Below are 18,810 nucleotides of genomic sequence, written 5' to 3' on the forward strand. Positions count from 1 at the left end.
AATTAATAAATAACTTAAAGATTAAAATATAAATAATAAAAGGAGACGTGAAATTTATGTTAAAATTAAGATTAACTAGATTAGGAGACAAAAAAAGACCTTCTTATAGAGTTGTAGCTATGGAAGCATTATCAAAAAGAGATGGTAAAGCAGTTGCTTATTTAGGAAACTACTTCCCATTAGAAGACTCTAGAGTAGTATTAAAAGAGGAAGAAATAGTAAAATTCTTATTAAACGGAGCTCAACCAACTAGAACTGTAAAATCAATTTTAGTTAAAGCTGGAGTATGGGCAAAGTTCGAAGAAGCTAAAAAAAGATAATTGATTAAAAAAATTAAGGGACATCATAGTAGTCCCTTTTTTATTTTTCTTAAGTTGCTATTTTGTAGGAGTTAATCTAATAGTTACTGCTATTCTTCTTTGGAATGAATTTAAAGAGAACTCCTCCAATTATTGCTGGTAAGACCCAAGCAAGTCCAAAAGATTCTAGTGGAAGTAAAGAATAAATACTTGTGAAGAAAGAAAGTTTTATTCCTATAGTTTGTAATGCTTCATAACCACTTATAATTCCAGCTCCTACGACAGTCCCAATGAAAATATTATCATTTGTAATTTTATTTTTTAAGATATTTAAAAATATTAATGCAATTGCAATAGGATATAAGAATACTAAAACAGGCACAGCTAATTTGATTATGATATCAACCCCAAACATAGCAAAAATTATACTTATAATAGTAGTTATAACAGCTAATTTTTCATATGATATTTTAGTTAGATCACTAAAATAATCGGCAACAGTCGCAGTAAGTCCAATTGCTGTTGTAAGACAAGCACCAGTAACACAAATACCTAAGATAATTTTTCCAAAATTTCCAAGGAGTAATTTAGCTGTAGAAGTAAGAAGTTCAACACTTCCAATTCCTGCAGGGAGAATATTAGTTACAGTACTTCCTATGTATCCCAAACCACCATAAACTATTGCAAGACCACCAATAGCTATGAAACTAGCTTGTATAAGGAAAGAAACCTCTTGATTAGGAGATAGTTCTCTATCTTTTCTGATAGATTTTAAAATTATATCTGAGAAAACAATAGCGGCAAGAGTGTCCATTGTTTGATAACCATTTAAAAATCCATATTTGAATGGAGTAATTTCTTTTTCAAGTGGAATAGACTTACCTAGAGGAATAAATACACCCTTAAAAATTATAATAGCAAGAACTACTAAAAGAATAGGTGTCAAAATAGCACCGACTCTATCTACTACTTTACTAGATTTAAGTGAAAAAAGTAGAGATATCCCAAAGAAAATAATTATGAAAACAATATTATAAATACTGTAATTAGTAGAATTTTTGGGAAAAATCATCTCAAAGGCAGTAGCTCCAGTTCTAGGTAGAGCAAGTAGTGGACCTATAGAAAGAATCAAAGCTATATTAAAAAATTTACTAAATTTTGGAGATACTCTTTTAGCAAAGCTATCTAAATCTTTTCCAGCAAAAGCAGAGGTAAATATAGCTAAAAGTGGAAAACCAGCTCCTGTTAGGATAAAACCAATGGCAGCAGGGATCCATTCATCTCCATTTATAAATCCAACCATAGGTGGAAAAATTAAATTTCCGGCACCAAACAGCATTGCAAAAAGAGCAAAGCCTGTGACAATGACATCTTTTTTCTTATACATAATTTTCCTCCTTAAATATTCAAGTTTTAGTATATTTTATAAAAATATTTTATCAATGTCAAATTAAATTAAGACTTTATAAAAAAATATCTTGACAAATTATAATCAATCTATTATAATGATATAGTTAAATAGATATTTAAAAGAAGAAACTACCTGTTTCTCACCTTATGGGCATTAGCTTACACAAGGTCAAAAGCTTTTTTTAATGATAGTTACGTTTATTTATTATAAAAGTTAGAGATACAGGGCATAGTTTGTCCTGTTTTTATTTATAATTTAGAATGGAGGTGCTTATTATTACTGAGAAAATTAGAATTAATGAAAAAATAAAAGGAAAAGAGTTTAGAATAATCTCATCTTCTGGGGAACAATTAGGAGTGATGAGTGTTAATGCAGCACTTGAATTAGCTAGACAAGAAGGATTAGATCTAGTTGAGATAGCAGCTACTGCTAAACCACCTGTATGTAAAATAATGGATTTTGGGAAATACAGATATGAACAGATGAGAAAAGCAAAGGAAGCGAAGAAAAATCAAAAACAAACAATTGTAAAAGAAATAAAAGTAACAGCTAGAATAGATAGTCATGACTTAGAAACTAAGATGTCTCAGATTAAAAAATTCTTAGAAAAAGAAAATAAAGTTAAAGTGACACTAGTGCTATTTGGAAGAGAAAAAATGCATTCTACTTTGGGTGTAGATACATTGGATGAGATAGCTGATAAATTTGCTGAAATAGCTGAAGCAGATAAAAAATACAACGATAAGCAAAAACATGTAATCTTATCGCCAAAGAAAAATTAATAATAAAGATTTATATATTTGAGAGGAGGACATTATTATGCCAAAAATGAAGACTCATAAAGGAGCTAAAAAAAGAATAAAAGTTACAGGGACAGGTAAATTTGTAGTAAAACACTCAGGAAAAAGTCATATTTTAACTAAGAAAGATAGAAAAAGAAAAAATAACCTAAAGAAAGATTTCGTAGTAACTGAAACTTTAACAAGACACATGGAAGCTTTATTACCATATGGAGCAGGAAGATAATTAATTTAGCATAAAAGCATATTTTCGATAAATAATTAGGAGGAAATGTAATGAGAGTTAAAACTGGTATAGTTAGAAGAAGAAAGCATAAAAAAGTTTTAAAAGCAGCTAAGGGATTTAGAGGTGCTTCTGGAGACGTTATAAAACAAGCTAAACAAGCTACAATGAAAGCAGCAGCTTATTCTACAAGAGATAGAAAAGTAACTAAGAGAAGAATGAGACAATTATGGATAATCAGAATAAATACAGCTGCTAGATTAAATGGATTGACATATTCAACTTTAATGAATGGTCTTAAGAAAGCTGGAATTGTATTAGATAGAAAAGTTTTAGCGGATATAGCTTTAAACAATTCAGCAGAGTTCACAAAATTAGTAGAAACTGCAAAATCAGCTCTATAATTTAAATTATATTATAAAATAAAAGGCTTTGAAAGGAAAGAGAACTTTCAAAGTTTTTTTATGATATTCATATATATGTAAAAAAAAAATTAAAAAAAAATAAAAAAATATTTAAATGTAACGAAGTTGTCACAAAGGAAAGATATAATAAGTTTGTAATAAATCTTTCCCCAAGATATTTTAATATAGATTAGTAAAAATAGCAGACAAAAGTCTGCTATTTTTATTTTATTTGTTATCAATTTGATACGACAATATATTTTGGTATTCTTCAGGAGTATCAATATCTAGAAACTCTTTTTTATCTTGGAAGTCTACAAAAGAGATAAGGGCTGTTTTTTTTATAATTTCTCGACCACCAGTATCTCCCTCTAGTTTTAACAAATCTTCTCTTTTATTTTTAGGAAAAAATACTGGAGAAAAAGATTGACCTTCGGCTCTTGGAATTGTAATATAATTGTATCTCAAAAAATTGAAATAAATTTTTAGAAGAGTATTTTTTGTCAAAAGAGGTTGATCAGCAGTAAAAAAAACAATTCCTTCTCCTGATGAATTGTTTATACCAAGCTTTATACTTTCACTTTGTCCAAATTGAGATCTTTTATTTTCAAGATAATTGTATCCAAAATTTTTAGTCAAATCTTTTACCCATTTTTCTCTTCCACATACATATATGTTATAAAAAGGTAGAAAAGATAATTTTTCTAAGGTATATCCAAGTAGGTTTGTATCTCTATAAGGAAGTTGTAATTTATTTTTTCCCATTCTCTTTGAATATCCTGAAGCCATAACTATTGCATCAGTAGGAATGTATTTAAAAAAATAGTTATGATAAAGTGAACCTAGAATAAAATTGTATGGACAATTTTCTTTTTTTAGCTGATTACAAATTTCTAAGGTTTGTGAAAATTTTTCAAGATAATTATCTCCATCTATTCCATTAAAAAATAAGTAGTTATTTGTATTTGAAGAACATTTAAAAAAATCACCAAATTTAATATAATCTTTTAAGAAATACTTGTTTGCAATTTTATTTATATAGAGGCTAAATTTCTCTTTAAAAATTTCAAATCTATGAATATTATTTTTCTCTAACTTTAAATTTAGGATATCTAAATTGATTACTCCGATAGTTTTTGTTGAAAAAGGGGGAATACAAGGTTCTGTATCACTCCAAGCTTTTATTTTTTTCTCTTTAGCTCCATCACCTTCTATTAATATATAGTCAAATTCTTTTTTTAAATTGTAAATCTTATCATATGAAGGAGAATAAAGCTTATTATTTTCTAGCTTTTCCCCATAGACAAAGATATTTTTTGAAAGCCCTTTAATTTTGTTATTAGCTGTTATTAATACTTCAAATTCTTCAGGTTTTGGGAGAAAGATTTTAGTAGTTGTAGTTATTAATACTTTTCCAGAAACAGAGAGTTCTCTAGCTAAAGAAAACATAAGAGAGGTTTTTCCACCAGCACCTGTAATAGTAATAACATCTCCTTTTTTTATATCAAATACTTTTACTAACATAATCCACCTCCTTTTTTTATATTTTATGATAGAAGAGAATTTTATTCAAGTATAAATAATAAAAAGAAGAGAATATTACAATAAAATTTGTAATAATTCTCTTCTAGTTTATTAATATAAATTGATTTAAAACTTATTAAAATGTAGCGACAACTCCACCATTATAATTAGATAGAATATATTGTTTTACTTTTTCACTTTGTAAAGCTTGAATAAGTTTAACTATATCTTCTTTTTTTTCATCTCCTTCTCTTACAGCTAAAATATTAGCATAAGGAGATTCTTCCCCTTCTAGAACTAAAGCATCTTTTACCGGAGAAAATCCAGCTTCTAAAGCATAGTTACCATTGATTACAGCAGCAGCTACATCTGGTAAAACCCTAGGAAGTTGTGGAGCTTCAATAGGTTTGAATTTTAATTTTTTAGGATTTTCAACAATATCAAATTCTGTTGCATATAGATTATTAGGATCAGCTAATTTGATAAGTCCTTTATTATGTAATAATATAAGTGCTCTTCCACCATTAGATGGATCGTTAGGGATAGCAACAGTAGCTTTTGCTGGTATATCTTCAAGCTTTGTATATTTTTTAGAAAATACTCCTAATGGTTCTACATGAATTTTTGCAGCTGAAACAAGTTTTAGATTTCTTTCGTTTGCAAATTTTTCTAAGTATGGATAGTGTTGAAAATAATTAGCATCTATTTCACCATCAGCTAATGAAAGATTTGGAGTCACATAGTCAGTGAACTCTATAACTTTTAAATCTACTCCTTGAGCTTTTAAATCATCTTTTATTAAATTTAAAAGTTCAGCATGTGGAACAGGAGTAGCTCCAACTTTTAATTCTCCAGCTACAGAATTAATACCTAGTGTTAAAAGTCCTGCTAATAAAAGTGTTTTAACTGATAATTTCATATTATCCTCTCCCTTATGTTTTATGTTATTTATCTATTTTTTTTTGATCTGTAAACTAAATAATCTCCGAGTGATTGTAAGATTTGAACTACTATAATAATAACTATTACTGCGTATATCATGATATCTGTTTTAAATCTTTGATATCCAAATCTGATAGCTAGATCTCCTAATCCACCAGCACCAATTGTTCCTGCCATAGCTGAAAATCCAATAAGACTTACTATAGTAACAGTTATACCATGTAGTATATGAGGCATAGTTTCAGGTATCATAACTTTAAATATTATTGTCCAGTTATTTGCTCCCATACTAGAACTAGCTTCAATGAGACCTTTATCTACTTCGTTTAAAGCACCCTCTATCATTCTGGCTACAAATGGAGCTGCTGAGATAGAAAGAGGTACTATTGCTGCAGTACTTCCTATTGTTGTTCCTACTATTATTCTTGAAAGAGGAAAAAGAAGTATCATAAGTATAATAAAAGGGAATGATCTTAAGGTATTGATTACAAAATCTAGTACTTTGTTGAGTTTAGGTTTTTCCAAAATATTTCCTTCTTTTGTAATTGTAAGAAGTATTCCTATTGGAAATCCAATTAATAGTGAAAAAAATGTTGAGAAAAAAACCATGTATAATGTTTCTAATGTAGATGTCCATATCATACTAAATACCATTGTATATCACCTCTGTGAGTACTCCTGCTTCATTTTTAAACCAAGATATAGCTTCTTTTTGCTGATCAATATTTCCAGAAAGTTCTATAAATAGGTGTCCTACCTTCATAGTAGATAAATTATCAATAGATCCTCCAATTATACTAAGATCTATATTGAAGGTTCTCACAGCTTGAGAAATTATAGGTTCTTCAGCCATTGTGCCTAAAAAATCGAGTCTAACTATTGACTTACCCTTTGTTTTCATTATCTCTATTCCTTGCTTTTCGTCAGCTGGAAGATAAGAAATTAGTTCCTTTGTAACTTCAGTTTGTGGATTAGAGAAAATATGGTGGACACTTCCAGATTCTACAATTTTTCCATCAGACATTACAGCTACTCGATTACAAATATCTCTGATTACTTCCATTTGATGAGTTATCATCACAACTGTAAGCCCAAATTGTTTTTTTATATTTTTTATTAATTCCAGTATTGATTTAGTTGTTTTAGGATCTAGGGCTGAAGTAGCTTCGTCAGATAGTAGTATATCTGGATTATTTGCTAATGCTCTAGCTATGGCTACTCTTTGCTTTTGTCCGCCAGATAACTGTGATGGATAGTAATTTTCTTTATCAGAAAGTTCAACTACCTTTAAAAGTTCTTTAACTCTCCTGTCTATATCAGATTTTTTCCAATTAGCAATCTCTAGGGAAAAAGCTATATTTTCTCCTACTGTCCTTGAAGAAAGTAGATTAAAATGTTGGAAAATCATTCCTATTTTTTTTCTTCTTTCTAATAACTCTGCTTTAGAAAGAGCTGTAATATCAATACCATCTATTATAATTTTTCCATCTGTTGGTTCTTCAAGTCTGTTTATGAGTCTTATTAAAGAAGATTTTCCAGCACCACTAAGTCCAATTACTCCAAAAATATCCCCTGTTTTTATTTCTAAAGATACATTTTTAACGGCATGATAGCCATTAGGATATATTTTATTTATGTTTTGTATCTCTATCATTCTTACCTCCTGTAGATATTTATTAGTAAAAAAATCTCTATTACCATCAAGTAATAGAGATATAATAGAGCTTTTTAGTTCTATCCATCTTTCTGGAATTAGCACCACACTTTAAAGCAGGTTGCTGAAACTTCTTTGGGCCAGTCCCTCGGTTTCTCTTGATGGTTAATTTCTTTGTTAGAGTTATGATATAATTTTTTTATAAAAATGTCAATACTTTTTTTGAAAATATAAAAATCTTTTATTGGAATTTATTTTTTAGGAATAGAAACGAGAAAAAATCTTTATATTTTTGTAAATAAATTTTATATTCTTCAATTTTTTAGTTTCTATAAGTTTACTTTCATTTTATAATTTTATAAATTTTCTTTTCTCTTTTTTCTTAGGCAATTTAAATGAAAAGGGAAGTTCTTTTCTAAGGATAATAATACTAATAATAAAACACATAAAATCTGAAGCTGGAAGAGATAGCCAGACACCAGTTTCTCTCAAGAATAATGGAAGTATAATTATTGAAATTATAAAAAATACAATGCTCCTCAATGAAGAAATTATATTTGATAACTTTGTCATCCCTTTAGATTGTAAGTATGATATATTAATAAAATTTGCTCCTTGAAAGATAATAGCACTTGCAAATAAAATCAATCCATGTGCTGCTAAATCTACAAGAGCTTTATCATTATTAAATAATTTTACTAAATATTTTCCAAAGAATATTATAGTTAGGAGTATAGATGAAGATATAAAGAAAGTTACTATATGTCCTAATCTATATGTTTTTTTAACTCTCTCATACTCTTTTATTCCATAGTTATAGCTTATAATAGGTTGTATTCCTTGAGATAATCCAGTAAATAAGCATCTAAATATATAACAAATGTATGCAACAATACAGTAAGCTGATACTCCTATTTCTCCTAAAAATCTCATAAAAGAGATATTGAAGAGTGCATTTGTAAGTGCTGCTGTAAACTCTATTGTAAATGATGGAAAACCAATAGAGATAATATTTTTAAGAAAAGGCATCTTTATTTTTTGGAATTTATATTTTAATTTACAATCTATTCTATAAAAGTATTTTACTAAAAATAAAAATGAAAATAATTGTCCAATAGCTGTAGCAAAAGCTCCTCCAAAGACTCCCCACTTAAATATTATAATAAATAACCAATCTAAAAATACATTAGTGATAGCTCCAATAAGCATAGATATGAAAGCATATACTGGAGCTTTATCATTTCTGACTACAGCATTTAAGCTATTAGATAGCATTAAAAATATCATAGCAATGATGCAAGTATAGAGATATATTTTAACTTGTAAAAGTAACTGTTCACTAGAACCTAACAAAAATATCAATCTATCTCCACTAATTAGAACTAAGGCTAAAATGAGAATGTAAAAAATAATATTCAAAGTAACTATATATGAGAAACAGGTATTTTTAAATTTTATATTTTTAGGACGTAGAGACATCAAAGTAGCTCCACCAGTTCCAATTAATAAACTTATAGCAATTCCTAGGTTAATAATAGGGTAAGCTATATTTACAGCAGCAAGTCCAGCTGCACCAACCCCTTGTCCAATAAAAATTCCATCTACAATGGCATAGAGAGCATTAACCATCATACCAGTAACAGCAGGTATTGAAAAATTAAAAAATAGCCTTGTGATTGAATCCTTTTTTAGGTCAATAGCTTTAAACATTTTTCCACCTCATTTTAAAAATATTAGTTCTTTTAGATAAGATAAAATTACAATTTAGAAAATAGTGAGATTTAATTCTTTAGATAGATCTTCTAAAAGAGCTACCCCAGCAATTGGATTTCCCTTTTCATCTAAAGATGGAGCATAAACTCCAATTGCCATTTTACCAGGAACAACAGATAAAATACCACCACCTACGCCACTTTTAGATGGAATACCAACCCTTATAGCAAATTCACCAGAATTATCATACATCCCACATGTAACCATAAGAGTTTTTATAATAGTGGCAACTCTTGTAGGAATAATTTCCTCACCAGTAGATAATCTACCATTATTTAGTAAAAATACAGCTATTTTAGAAAGTGTTTCTGCTGTTACTTCAATAGAACATTGTTTAAAATATACTGTTAAAGCATCTTCTACATTTCCATCTATAATACCTTCACTCTTTAAAAAATATCCCATTGATCTATTTCTATTACCTGTTTCACTTTCGCTACAATATACTTTATAGTCAACATCCAATGTATTATCTTCTGAGATTAATTTAAAAAAATCTAAAAGACGGTCAAATTTCTCTTTAGCATCCTTCCCTTTTATCATAGATGAAACAGCAATAGCACCAGCATTAATCATAGGATTGTAAGGTTTTTTTCCATTGGAAGTTTCAAGTTTAACTATTGAATTAAATGGATCACCAGTTGGCTCCATTCCAACTTTTGAAAAAACATAATCTTCTCCATTATCTAGTATAGCTAACATAAGAGTAATTAGTTTAGATATACTTTGAATAGTAAATTTATTATTCCAATCTCCAGCACAGTATTTATTTCCATTTATATCTGTTATAAAGATACCAAGAGCACCTTTAGGAGCCCTATCAAGTTCTGGGATATAGTTAGCAAGATGTCCAAGCTCACAAATAGGTCTATTTTTTATAACTAATTTATCTAAAAGTTCATTTAAATTCATTTATACACTCCATATAATTATATTTTAAATATTCAAAATAATTATATCAAAAAAATAAAATAATTTAAACTTTTTCCAAAAAAATTTCGTCAAAAAGATGTAGTAATTAATTCATAAAATTCTTTCCCCAAAAAAAGAGGAGTCTATAGTTGTATAGGCTCCTCTTTTTATAATATTATTTTCTAACTGGCACTATCTCTATCCAATAACCATCTGGATCTCCTATGAAATAGATTCCCATAGCTGGATTTTCATAGATAATAATTCCCATTTCTTTATGTTTTTTATAGGCTTCTTCATAGTTTTCAGCGGTGATAGCTAGATGGAATTCTTCGTCACCTAAATCATATTTTTCTTTTCTATCTCTGAGCCAAGTGAGTTCAAGGGAGAAATGTCCTTCGCCATCCCCTAGATAAACTAGCTTATAACTACCATCTTGAGCTTCTTTTCTTCTTACTTCTTTCAATCCAAGAGCTTCTTTATAAAATTTTAAACTATTTTCTAAATCTAATACATTGAAATTAAAATGATTAAATTTAAACATATTAATCCTCCTTAAATATTGATAAATAAATTATAACAAAGAAGAATAAAAGTTGTCAAAAATAATCTTAGGGGTTATAATATATGGAATAGTAATATTTAGGAGGTAAAAATGAAAATTTTTTATATTTATCATAGTGGGTTTGCAGTAGAAACAGAAAATTATAGATTGGTCTTTGATTATTATATGGAACCTAAGAGAAATAGTGGAGATTTTAAAGTAGAAAATTTTGTAATCAGTGATAAACATGTAATAGTATTTTCATCTCATGGACATGGAGATCATTTTAATAAAGAAATTTTAAAATGGAAAGAGAAAAATCCAAACATAAACTATATTTTAAGTGATGATATTGAAGCTGAAATAAAAAAATATTTTGTAAAAGAGGGAGACATTTTAAGTATAGCTGAAGCGGAGATAAAAGTTTTTGGCTCAACTGATTTAGGAACATCTTATTTAGTCAAATGTGATGGAAAGATATTTTTTCATTCTGGAGATTTAAATTGGTGGGCTTGGTCAGATGATACGCCGGAAGAGGAGAAAGAGATGAGAGATCTCTATATGAAAAAAATGGAAAAAATAGTAGAAAATGTAGAGAAAGTTGACTATTTATTTTATCCTGTTGATCCAAGATTAGAAAAAAATAGTTTTTTAGGTATAGAGGATTTTATAAAAAGAATTGAAGTGAAAAATATAATTCCAATGCATATGTGGGATAACTATAGTATAGCTGAGAATTTGGAAAAAAGAGTTGATATAAATGTAATAAAATTTAAAAAAAATTGTGAAAAAATATTTGAAATATAAGGAAAAAGAAAGATGTTAAAGATAAGATTTGCTAAAAAAGAAGATTTAGATAGAATAGCTGATATAGAATTAGAGTGTTTTCCGGTAGCAGAAGCAGCTGACAGAGAGACATTGAGAACTAGATTTGAAGCCTTTAGTGAAAATTTTTTAGTAGCTGAAAAAGATGGGAGAGTAATAGGTTTTATAAATGGTTGTACAATTCATGTTCCAGAGCTTTCAGATGAGTTATATCATAATACAAAGCTACATAAACCTACTGGAAATTATCAGACAGTTTTTGGATTAGATGTAATACCTGAATATAGAAAGCAGGGTATAGCAGGAAAACTTTTAGACGAATTAATAAATTTGAGTAAAAAAAGAAGTAAAAAAGCAGTGATATTAACTTGTAAAGATCAACTAGTACATTATTATTCTAAGTTTGGCTTTAAACATCTAGGGGTATCAGTTTCTTCACACGGTGGAGCTAAATGGAATGATATGTATTTAGAGTTAAAGAGTAAATAAAATATTGATAAAATTCGTATTTTTTGATATAATATACTCTGAATAAAAATTAAGGATAGTAAGGGTAGAAAAAGTTATGAACTTAGAAAAGAGAGCTAATGTATTAAAGAAGATATATTTTATGTTAAAAATGGACCAAAGAGGAGCCTATATTACTCCAGTTGATTCTAATGGAAAGATATTAGAGAATATTGAAATAGATGAGGGTATAGATAAGACTTCTGCTGCAATTTTGACATATATAAAAGAAATAAAAGAGGATAGCTTCTTCATAGACTGGGAAAATGAATATGAAGAGCCTTATTTAAGTGAACATCCAGACTTAATAGAGTATTTGATTGATAATCCAATATTTGTAAATGAGAAAATGGAGAGACTTAAATGGATAAAAAGAGATAATACTCTCTCTTTGATAATTAAAGAGAAAGAAAATACTAGTACCGTTCTTACAACAGAACTATTGCTCAATGGAGCTATAAATGATTTTGTAATAATAAATGAAGATTTAATTTTAGCTGATGATATTTTTTATATAATAGATATGGAGAGTAATGATTTTCATACATTGAAGGAGCTAGTTGGAACAATAGATGAATCAGGACTAGAAAATTTTTTAACTCTTACTATAAAGTACTTTAAGAATATTGAGATAGAATATAAAAACTATAAGGTTGTAGAAGGAGAAAAGAATACTCCTAATCCTCAATTAATTATAGAAAAAATCTCTCATGATAATAGTTTGTATCTTCAAGTGACACTTATGGTGTCTGGAATGCATTATGATTTTTTGAATAAACATGAAATTGATAAAGTAGCTATAGTGAATAATATGGAAAAAAAGATATCCATCTGTAAGATAGATATCAGTAAGATTTCTGAAGCGATAGAAGATATTATAAAACTTCTAGTAAAAAATCAGAAAAATTTAAAAGTGAGAGCAAGTTATTATTTAGATGAAAGTAATTTTATTATTATGCAAGAAAAACTTGCAAAAGAGTTTATTATGCAAGATTTGTTACAATTAGCTTCAAAATATAAAGTTGTAGGAACTGATAAATTGAGAAAATATAATATAAAAGCTGTAAAACCTAAAGTTATAGGAAAATTTACTCACTCAATAGATTTCTTAGAAGGAGAGGTAGAATTAGAGATCGAAGGGGAAAAATTTTCTATTCTAGATGTATTATCTTCCTATAGAAAAGATTCTTATATAATGTTGAGTGATGGAACAAGTGCTTTAATTAATAAAAAATATATAGAAAAACTTGAAAGAATTTTTAAAGATAGTGATAAAAAAAAGGTAAAACTTTCATTTTTTGATTTACCTCTTGTAGAAGAGTTAATAGAAGATAAAATTTTCTCAGAAGAGATGAATAAAACTAGAGATTTTTTTAAAGGGATGAACAATATAAAGGATTATCCAATTGAATTACCAAAGATAAAAGCACAATTAAGAGAGTATCAAGAGTATGGATATAAATGGTTATCTTATTTGATGGATAATAATTTAGGAGGATGTTTGGCTGATGATATGGGACTTGGAAAAACGTTACAAGCAATCTCAGTACTGACAAGATTACATGAAGAAAAAGGGAAAAAAAGTTTAGTAATTATGCCAAAATCTCTCATATATAATTGGGAAAGTGAAATAAAAAGATTCAGTCCTAGGTTAAAAGTTGGAATTTATTATGGAAATTTTAGAAACAGAGATATTATTAAAAAGAATAGTGTGGTACTTACAACTTATGGAACAATAAGAAATGATATTGAAATTATAAGAGATTATATTTTTGATGCTGTGATATTAGATGAATCTCAAAACATAAAAAATGTAAACGCGCAAACCACTAAAGCAATTATGCTACTTAATGCAAAACATAGAATAGCTTTGAGTGGAACACCGATAGAAAATAATTTGAGTGAATTATATTCCTTATTTAGATTTTTAAATCCATCTATGTTTGGAACTATGGAGGAGTTTAATAATTATTATGCTATCCCTATTCAAAAGGAAAATGATCAGGAAGCTATAGATGAATTGAAGAAGAAAGTTTATCCATTTATTTTAAGAAGAATAAAAAAAGAGGTTTTAAAAGATTTACCAGATAAAATAGAAAAAACAATGTATATAGAGATGAATCATGAGCAGAAGAAACTTTATGAAGAGAGAAGAAACTATTATTATAATATGGTACATTCTCAGATTAAAGAGAATGGATTTGGAAAAACACAATTTTTTATACTTCAGGCTTTAAATGAATTAAGACAGATTACAAGTTGTCCAGAAGTTAAAAGTATAGGGGTTACTTCTAGTAAGAGAGAGGTTCTTATAAATAATATATTAGATGCTGTTGAAAATGGACATAAGGTACTCGTGTTTACTAACTATATAAGCTCTATAAAGAATATTTGTGAAGATTTAGAAAAGTATGGAATAAAGTATTTATCTATGAGTGGATCAACAAAAGATAGACAATTGTTAGTAAACAAATTTCAAAAAGATAATAAATATAAAGTTTTTGTAATGACATTAAAAACCGGAGGAGTAGGGTTAAATCTTACTGCTGCTGATACTATATTCATATATGATCCATGGTGGAATAAAACAGTTGAAAATCAGGCTGTAGATAGAGCTTATAGACTTGGACAGGATAGAACAGTGTTTTCTTATAAATTGATTCTAAAAGATACAATTGAAGAAAAGATACTCCAATTACAGGAGTCAAAGATAAAACTCCTAGATAATTTGATATCTGAAGATAGTACAACATTGAAGACACTTACAGAAAAGGATATTGAATTTATTTTAGGAGAATAAAAATTTAGGGAGAAAAGATGGCGATAAGTAAAGATAGATTTAGAGAGGCAGTAAATGATTTTTACTCAAAAGAGGTACTATTCAAGCTATATACTAAATACTTTCTAGATTGGATAGCTGAAGGATATATAGGGAGTAATTTAGGGCTTTTTGAGATCTCTTTAATTAACGAAAATACTAATAAACAAACTTTCTTAGATTTATTAGAGCAATTTTATTCCAAAGAAGAGGTATTTTGTACAATATTTGAAAAATTAGATAAAGATGTAAGGGAAGTTTTTGAAGAAATAGCTTGGAATGGAAAGTTTTTTATATTAGATAAAGATAGGTTTTTCAAATTAGAAAATAATTATGATATAAATAAAGATTTAAAAGAGGAATTTTTATTTTTCAAAGTGGATAAGGATATCAAAAAAGGAGAGTATTTATACTTAGATTATGATATTGTAAGGGTAATAAGACGATTTATGGAAAAACCAGAATCATATAATATAGTTGCTCAAAATAATGTAAAAGTAGCTTTAGTTAATAACAATGAAAGGGAGTTTATAGAGAATTTTAAGATGTATTTTGAGTTTTATTCTCAAGGTGGGGTAAAACTTTCAAGTAGTGCAAAGATATTAAAAGAATCTAAGCTCAACATGAAAAAATATTGTAATATAACTGAATACTATGAAGACTCTAAAGATTTAGATTATTTAAAAACAGAAACAATAGCACTTTTCTTTTTTTTAGTGAAGGAAAAATATATCAATGAGAGCTACTTTAAAGTTTCAAATATAAAGAATATAGTTAAAGATTTTATAAGTGGGGAACTCATAAAGGAAGAGAATTATCATTATACTTCTTTATATTTAAATTATTTAAAGGGAGTAAAAAATATTTGGAAATCTAAAGAAGAGATAAAAAGAGGATTTACAACTATTAAAAGAATGATAGATGAGATGCCAGATGATAAGGTTGTAAGTATTGATAATATTATAAAGGCCATACTTTATAGAGATGAGTTTATTGAGATTATAGATGTGAAAGATGCATACGATTATATCTATATCAATGAGGCTAACTATGAAAGAACAAAGATTTTAAACTATGAGAAATACCAAATGTATGTTGTAATACCTTTTATAAAGTCGGTACTTTTTATTTTAGGAGTATTAGGGGTATTTGAAATTTACTATGATTACCCTTCGATTAATAATTCCTTATATCTAAAAAATGGATATTTAAGTAAATATGATGGAATTAAATACATAAAATTTACAGAGCTGGGAAGATATTGTTTTGATAGAATAGAAGAGTATGATTTTAAAAACTCTAAAGAAGATGCAGAGGTTATATTAGATGAAGATAGATTAATAGCAACTATTATGGGAGATGCTCCAATTAAGATTATGTTTTTAGAAAGAGTAGCTCAAAGAATAGCTACAAATAAATATAAATTTACTAGGGAAAATTTCTTAAGAGGGATATCTAGTTCAAAAGAGATTGAACAAAGGATAGATGAATTTTATTCAAAAATAACTTCAAAACCTAATAAACTTTGGAAAGAGTTTTTTGATGATATTTTAGAGAAGAGTAATGCAATAATGGCTGAGACTCAATTTGTAGTTTTGAAATTAAAAAATGATAAGGAACTTATAAAAACTATTACTAAGGATGAAAGATTTAGGCCACTTGTTTTGAAGGGGGAGGATTTTCATCTCTTAGTAAAAAGTGAAAACGTAAGTGAAGTAATTAATTTATTTAAAGAGCATGGTTATTATGTAAATTTTTAAATAGTATAAAGTATATAATGCACCCAAAATCCCAAATAAGGATAAGAGGTGCATTTTATATTAATTAAATATTTTTAATATCTAGAAATATCATCTCTTAATAAACGGACAAACATTATAAGTAGGGGTATTAGTGTAAATAAAATAGCCTTACCTAAAAAAATACGACAGAGTATAGCTGCGAGGAAACAACCTAATATAAATGCCCCTATCATTTTAAGATGTATTTTTAGTTTATCTTTTGCTTCTTGCTTGTCTCCAGATTTAATAAAATTTACAAAACTTGTTCCAGTTTGTCTCACATGATTTGTACAGAAAGTTGTTGCCACTGGAACTTTTCTTGTTTTTTGAAAGGTATTATACTGCATTGAACATATAAAACTAATAAAGATCTGTGAAATTTGATAAGGGGCAGTTTCAGGTAACAATCCTAGAAATAATACAACTATTATCTCTATAAAAATTAGAATAGTATCCCATCTAATATCATTTAATTTTTTTATAGGGCCACTTATAGCTTCAGATATTACTGCTCCTAGAAAATATGCTGAAATAGGTATTAAATAGTAAAGAGACTCTAAAATTTTTCCAGAACTTAAGTTTAGTGCTAAAAAAAGAAAGTTTGCAGTTTGAGCATTTGAAAAAACTCCACCTCTTGTTGTATAAGTAAAAGTTCCGTAAAATCCACTTACCATCATCAGAGTCAAAAATATCCACAATTTTTCACATTCTAATTCATGGCTCCTATCTTTATTTTTAAAATTCTTCATAATTTTATTACTCCTTGTTTAATTTTTAAATAACTTTAAAATTGTATATCTTTCAAAATCTTAGTATTATTATATCATAAAATTAGAAAAAAATTCTATAAATAAAATACTTAATTAGTATAATTTAGAAAGCATTCTGATAAAAATAAAAGCAAATAATCTTAATATAAACTTATTTCCTGTCTATATTAGTTTATTTGCTTTTTTCTTGAGATAAATAGTTCTTTGGAGTATAATCAAATAATCTCATATTAATCAATGAAGCAGCAACAGTAATTGATAACCACATTTTGCTTTAGTAAGCTAATTTTAAAATTTTTAATATATCTTCAGGAGATAATTTTTTATAGCCACTATCAAGAATCACACAAGAGTTAGCGATTTTTGGTAACATATCTTCAGTAGTTCCAATTTCTCTTAATGTTGTAGGAATACCAAGTTCTTTTATAAAGTCAGAAAGTTTCTCGATTCCAGCAAGAGCAATCTCTTCCTTACTCATATTTTCACCATTTACATTCCAGATTTTTTGTGCAAATCTTACAAACTTATCTAATCCATGTTTATAAATATATTTATAATAAGGAATAGAGATAATAGCAAGACCAATTCCATGAGCACAATCTGTATAAGCTCCAAGTTGATGTTCTATCATATGTACTTCCCAATCTTGAGTTTTTGAAAGTCCTGTAATTGTATTTAATCCAACAGTTGTACACCACATAATATTACTTCTAGCTTCATAATTCTCAGGGTTTCTTATAGCTACTCTTGCATTATCAATCAAAGCTTCCATAACTCCTTCAATAATATAATCAGTTGTATTATTATCATTACCTGAAAAGTATTGTTCCATCAGATGAGATAAAGTATCAAAAATACCACTTATCATTTGATATTTAGGAACAGTGTAAGTATATTCTGGATTTAGAATAGAAAATTTAGGATAAACCTCAGGAGAAAAAACCCTTCCATTTTTTAACATCTGTTTTTCATGAGTAATTACAGAACCACCATTCATTTCAGATCCTGTTCCAGCCATAGTAAGTATACTTCCTACTGGAATGATTTTGTTATCAACTTCTTCAAAATTTACCCAGTATTTTTGCCAAGGATCTCCATTACAGTAAGCTGATACAGATATTCCTTTAGAACAATCTATTACAGATCCTCCACCTACTCCTAAAATTAAATCTACATTATTTTCTTTGACAAGTCTTGCTCCTTCCATCATTTGATCATAAGTAGGGTTTGATTTTATTCCAGCTAATTCTACAACTTTTTTGTTAGTTTCTTTTAAAATTTCAATAACTCTATCATAGAGACCACTTCTTTTAATTGAATTTTTTCCATATACTAAAAGAATATTTTCACCATAATTTTTTAATTCCTCTTTTAGATTGTTAAGAGCTGTTTTTCCAAAATAAATTTTAGTTGGATTATAATAGTTGAAGTCAAATTTCATTTGAATACCTCCATTTATTTGCTTTCTTTCTATATTTGTATTATAGTATTTGGAGTTAACTCTAAGTCAAGAGAAAAATTGAAATATCTTTAATTTAAAGTGGAACTCAATGTGTTATGCTCAAAAAAAGGTGATAGTTTTGAATAAAAAAGTATTGATAATATCTATAACATTTAGAGAGA

At 27.7% G+C, this 18,810-nt stretch carries 17 protein-coding genes, 1 pseudogene and 1 riboswitch; of the genes and pseudogenes, 8 read left to right on the plus strand and 10 right to left on the minus strand.

Translation table 11 applies throughout. From position 1 onward, the window contains the following. The first annotated feature begins 56 nt into the window (after positions 1-56). Positions 57-320, plus strand: coding sequence for a 30S ribosomal protein S16 (gene rpsP / locus DYA59_RS00985; RefSeq protein WP_005883475.1), 264 nt, complete (start codon positions 57-59; stop codon positions 318-320). A gap of 76 nt (positions 321-396) precedes the next feature. Here rpsP and brnQ read toward each other — a convergent pair whose 3' ends face one another. Next, positions 397-1,686, minus strand: a complete 1,290-nt coding sequence (brnQ, locus tag DYA59_RS00990) for a branched-chain amino acid transport system II carrier protein (protein ID WP_115268491.1) — start codon at positions 1,684-1,686, stop codon at positions 397-399. Between the two features lie 270 nt (positions 1,687-1,956). Here brnQ and infC point away from each other — a divergent pair. From infC to rplT, 3 genes and pseudogenes are all read left to right on the plus strand, one after another. Further along, positions 1,957-2,492, plus strand: a pseudogene (infC, locus tag DYA59_RS00995) (translation initiation factor IF-3). 37 nt (positions 2,493-2,529) lie between these two features. Beyond that, positions 2,530-2,736, plus strand: a complete 207-nt coding sequence (rpmI, locus tag DYA59_RS01000) for a 50S ribosomal protein L35 (protein WP_115268495.1) — start codon at positions 2,530-2,532, stop codon at positions 2,734-2,736. A gap of 50 nt (positions 2,737-2,786) precedes the next feature. Beyond that, on the plus strand, positions 2,787-3,137 hold the full coding sequence (gene rplT / locus DYA59_RS01005; RefSeq protein WP_115268496.1) for a 50S ribosomal protein L20: 351 nt from the start codon (positions 2,787-2,789) through the stop codon (positions 3,135-3,137). Positions 3,138-3,365: 228 nt separating this feature from the next. On the opposite strand, the gene yqeC is transcribed toward rplT, so the two are convergent. The 7 genes from yqeC to DYA59_RS01040 all read right to left on the minus strand — a co-directional run bounded on the left by yqeC (position 3,366) and on the right by DYA59_RS01040 (position 10,486). Then, a complete protein-coding gene (yqeC, locus tag DYA59_RS01010) occupies positions 3,366-4,661 on the minus strand; it encodes a selenium cofactor biosynthesis protein YqeC (RefSeq protein ID WP_115268498.1) in 1,296 nt (431 codons plus the stop codon). Positions 4,662-4,797: 136 nt separating this feature from the next. Then, complete coding sequence (locus DYA59_RS01015; RefSeq protein WP_115268500.1) at positions 4,798-5,580, minus strand: MetQ/NlpA family ABC transporter substrate-binding protein; 783 nt, start codon at positions 5,578-5,580, stop codon at positions 4,798-4,800. Between the two features lie 29 nt (positions 5,581-5,609). Beyond that, positions 5,610-6,257, minus strand: a complete 648-nt coding sequence (locus DYA59_RS01020; protein ID WP_115268502.1) for a methionine ABC transporter permease — start codon at positions 6,255-6,257, stop codon at positions 5,610-5,612. After that, a complete protein-coding gene (locus DYA59_RS01025; protein WP_115271420.1) occupies positions 6,247-7,257 on the minus strand; it encodes a methionine ABC transporter ATP-binding protein in 1,011 nt (336 codons plus the stop codon). The genes DYA59_RS01020 and DYA59_RS01025 overlap by 11 nt, the downstream gene beginning before the upstream one ends. A gap of 81 nt (positions 7,258-7,338) precedes the next feature. Then, positions 7,339-7,425: riboswitch (SAM riboswitch) on the minus strand. A gap of 180 nt (positions 7,426-7,605) precedes the next feature. Next, a complete protein-coding gene (locus DYA59_RS01030; protein ID WP_115268504.1) occupies positions 7,606-8,967 on the minus strand; it encodes an MATE family efflux transporter in 1,362 nt (453 codons plus the stop codon). A 54-nt stretch (positions 8,968-9,021) separates the two neighbouring features. Then, a complete protein-coding gene (gene glsA, locus DYA59_RS01035) occupies positions 9,022-9,942 on the minus strand; it encodes a glutaminase A (protein ID WP_115268506.1) in 921 nt (306 codons plus the stop codon). Between the two features lie 175 nt (positions 9,943-10,117). Continuing rightward, positions 10,118-10,486 (minus strand): VOC family protein, encoded by a 369-nt coding sequence (locus DYA59_RS01040; RefSeq protein ID WP_115268508.1) that lies wholly within the window; start codon positions 10,484-10,486, stop codon positions 10,118-10,120. A 111-nt stretch (positions 10,487-10,597) separates the two neighbouring features. Between DYA59_RS01040 and DYA59_RS01045 the strand changes: the two genes are divergently transcribed. The 4 genes from DYA59_RS01045 to DYA59_RS01060 all read left to right on the plus strand — a co-directional run bounded on the left by DYA59_RS01045 (position 10,598) and on the right by DYA59_RS01060 (position 16,396). Next, entirely contained in the window at positions 10,598-11,293 is a 696-nt protein-coding gene (locus tag DYA59_RS01045; protein ID WP_115268510.1) for an MBL fold metallo-hydrolase, read from the plus strand. A 12-nt stretch (positions 11,294-11,305) separates the two neighbouring features. Beyond that, positions 11,306-11,800, plus strand: coding sequence for a GNAT family N-acetyltransferase (locus DYA59_RS01050; RefSeq protein WP_115268512.1), 495 nt, complete (start codon positions 11,306-11,308; stop codon positions 11,798-11,800). A gap of 76 nt (positions 11,801-11,876) precedes the next feature. Continuing rightward, positions 11,877-14,618 carry a DEAD/DEAH box helicase gene (locus DYA59_RS01055; RefSeq protein ID WP_115268514.1) on the plus strand — a complete coding sequence of 914 codons (2,742 nt, stop codon included), beginning with the start codon at positions 11,877-11,879 and terminating at the stop codon, positions 14,616-14,618. A gap of 17 nt (positions 14,619-14,635) precedes the next feature. Beyond that, positions 14,636-16,396, plus strand: coding sequence for a hypothetical protein (locus DYA59_RS01060; RefSeq protein ID WP_115268516.1), 1,761 nt, complete (start codon positions 14,636-14,638; stop codon positions 16,394-16,396). A gap of 74 nt (positions 16,397-16,470) precedes the next feature. Here DYA59_RS01060 and DYA59_RS01065 read toward each other — a convergent pair whose 3' ends face one another. Next, positions 16,471-17,166 (minus strand): YoaK family protein, encoded by a 696-nt coding sequence (locus tag DYA59_RS01065; RefSeq protein WP_115268518.1) that lies wholly within the window; start codon positions 17,164-17,166, stop codon positions 16,471-16,473. 295 nt (positions 17,167-17,461) lie between these two features. After that, positions 17,462-18,628, minus strand: a complete 1,167-nt coding sequence (locus tag DYA59_RS01070; protein WP_115268520.1) for an iron-containing alcohol dehydrogenase — start codon at positions 18,626-18,628, stop codon at positions 17,462-17,464. Positions 18,629-18,810 lie beyond the last annotated feature (182 nt).

The sequence above is a fragment of the Fusobacterium necrogenes genome (assembly GCF_900450765.1).
GTDB classification, from domain to species: Bacteria; Fusobacteriota; Fusobacteriia; order Fusobacteriales; family Fusobacteriaceae; genus Fusobacterium_A; species Fusobacterium_A necrogenes.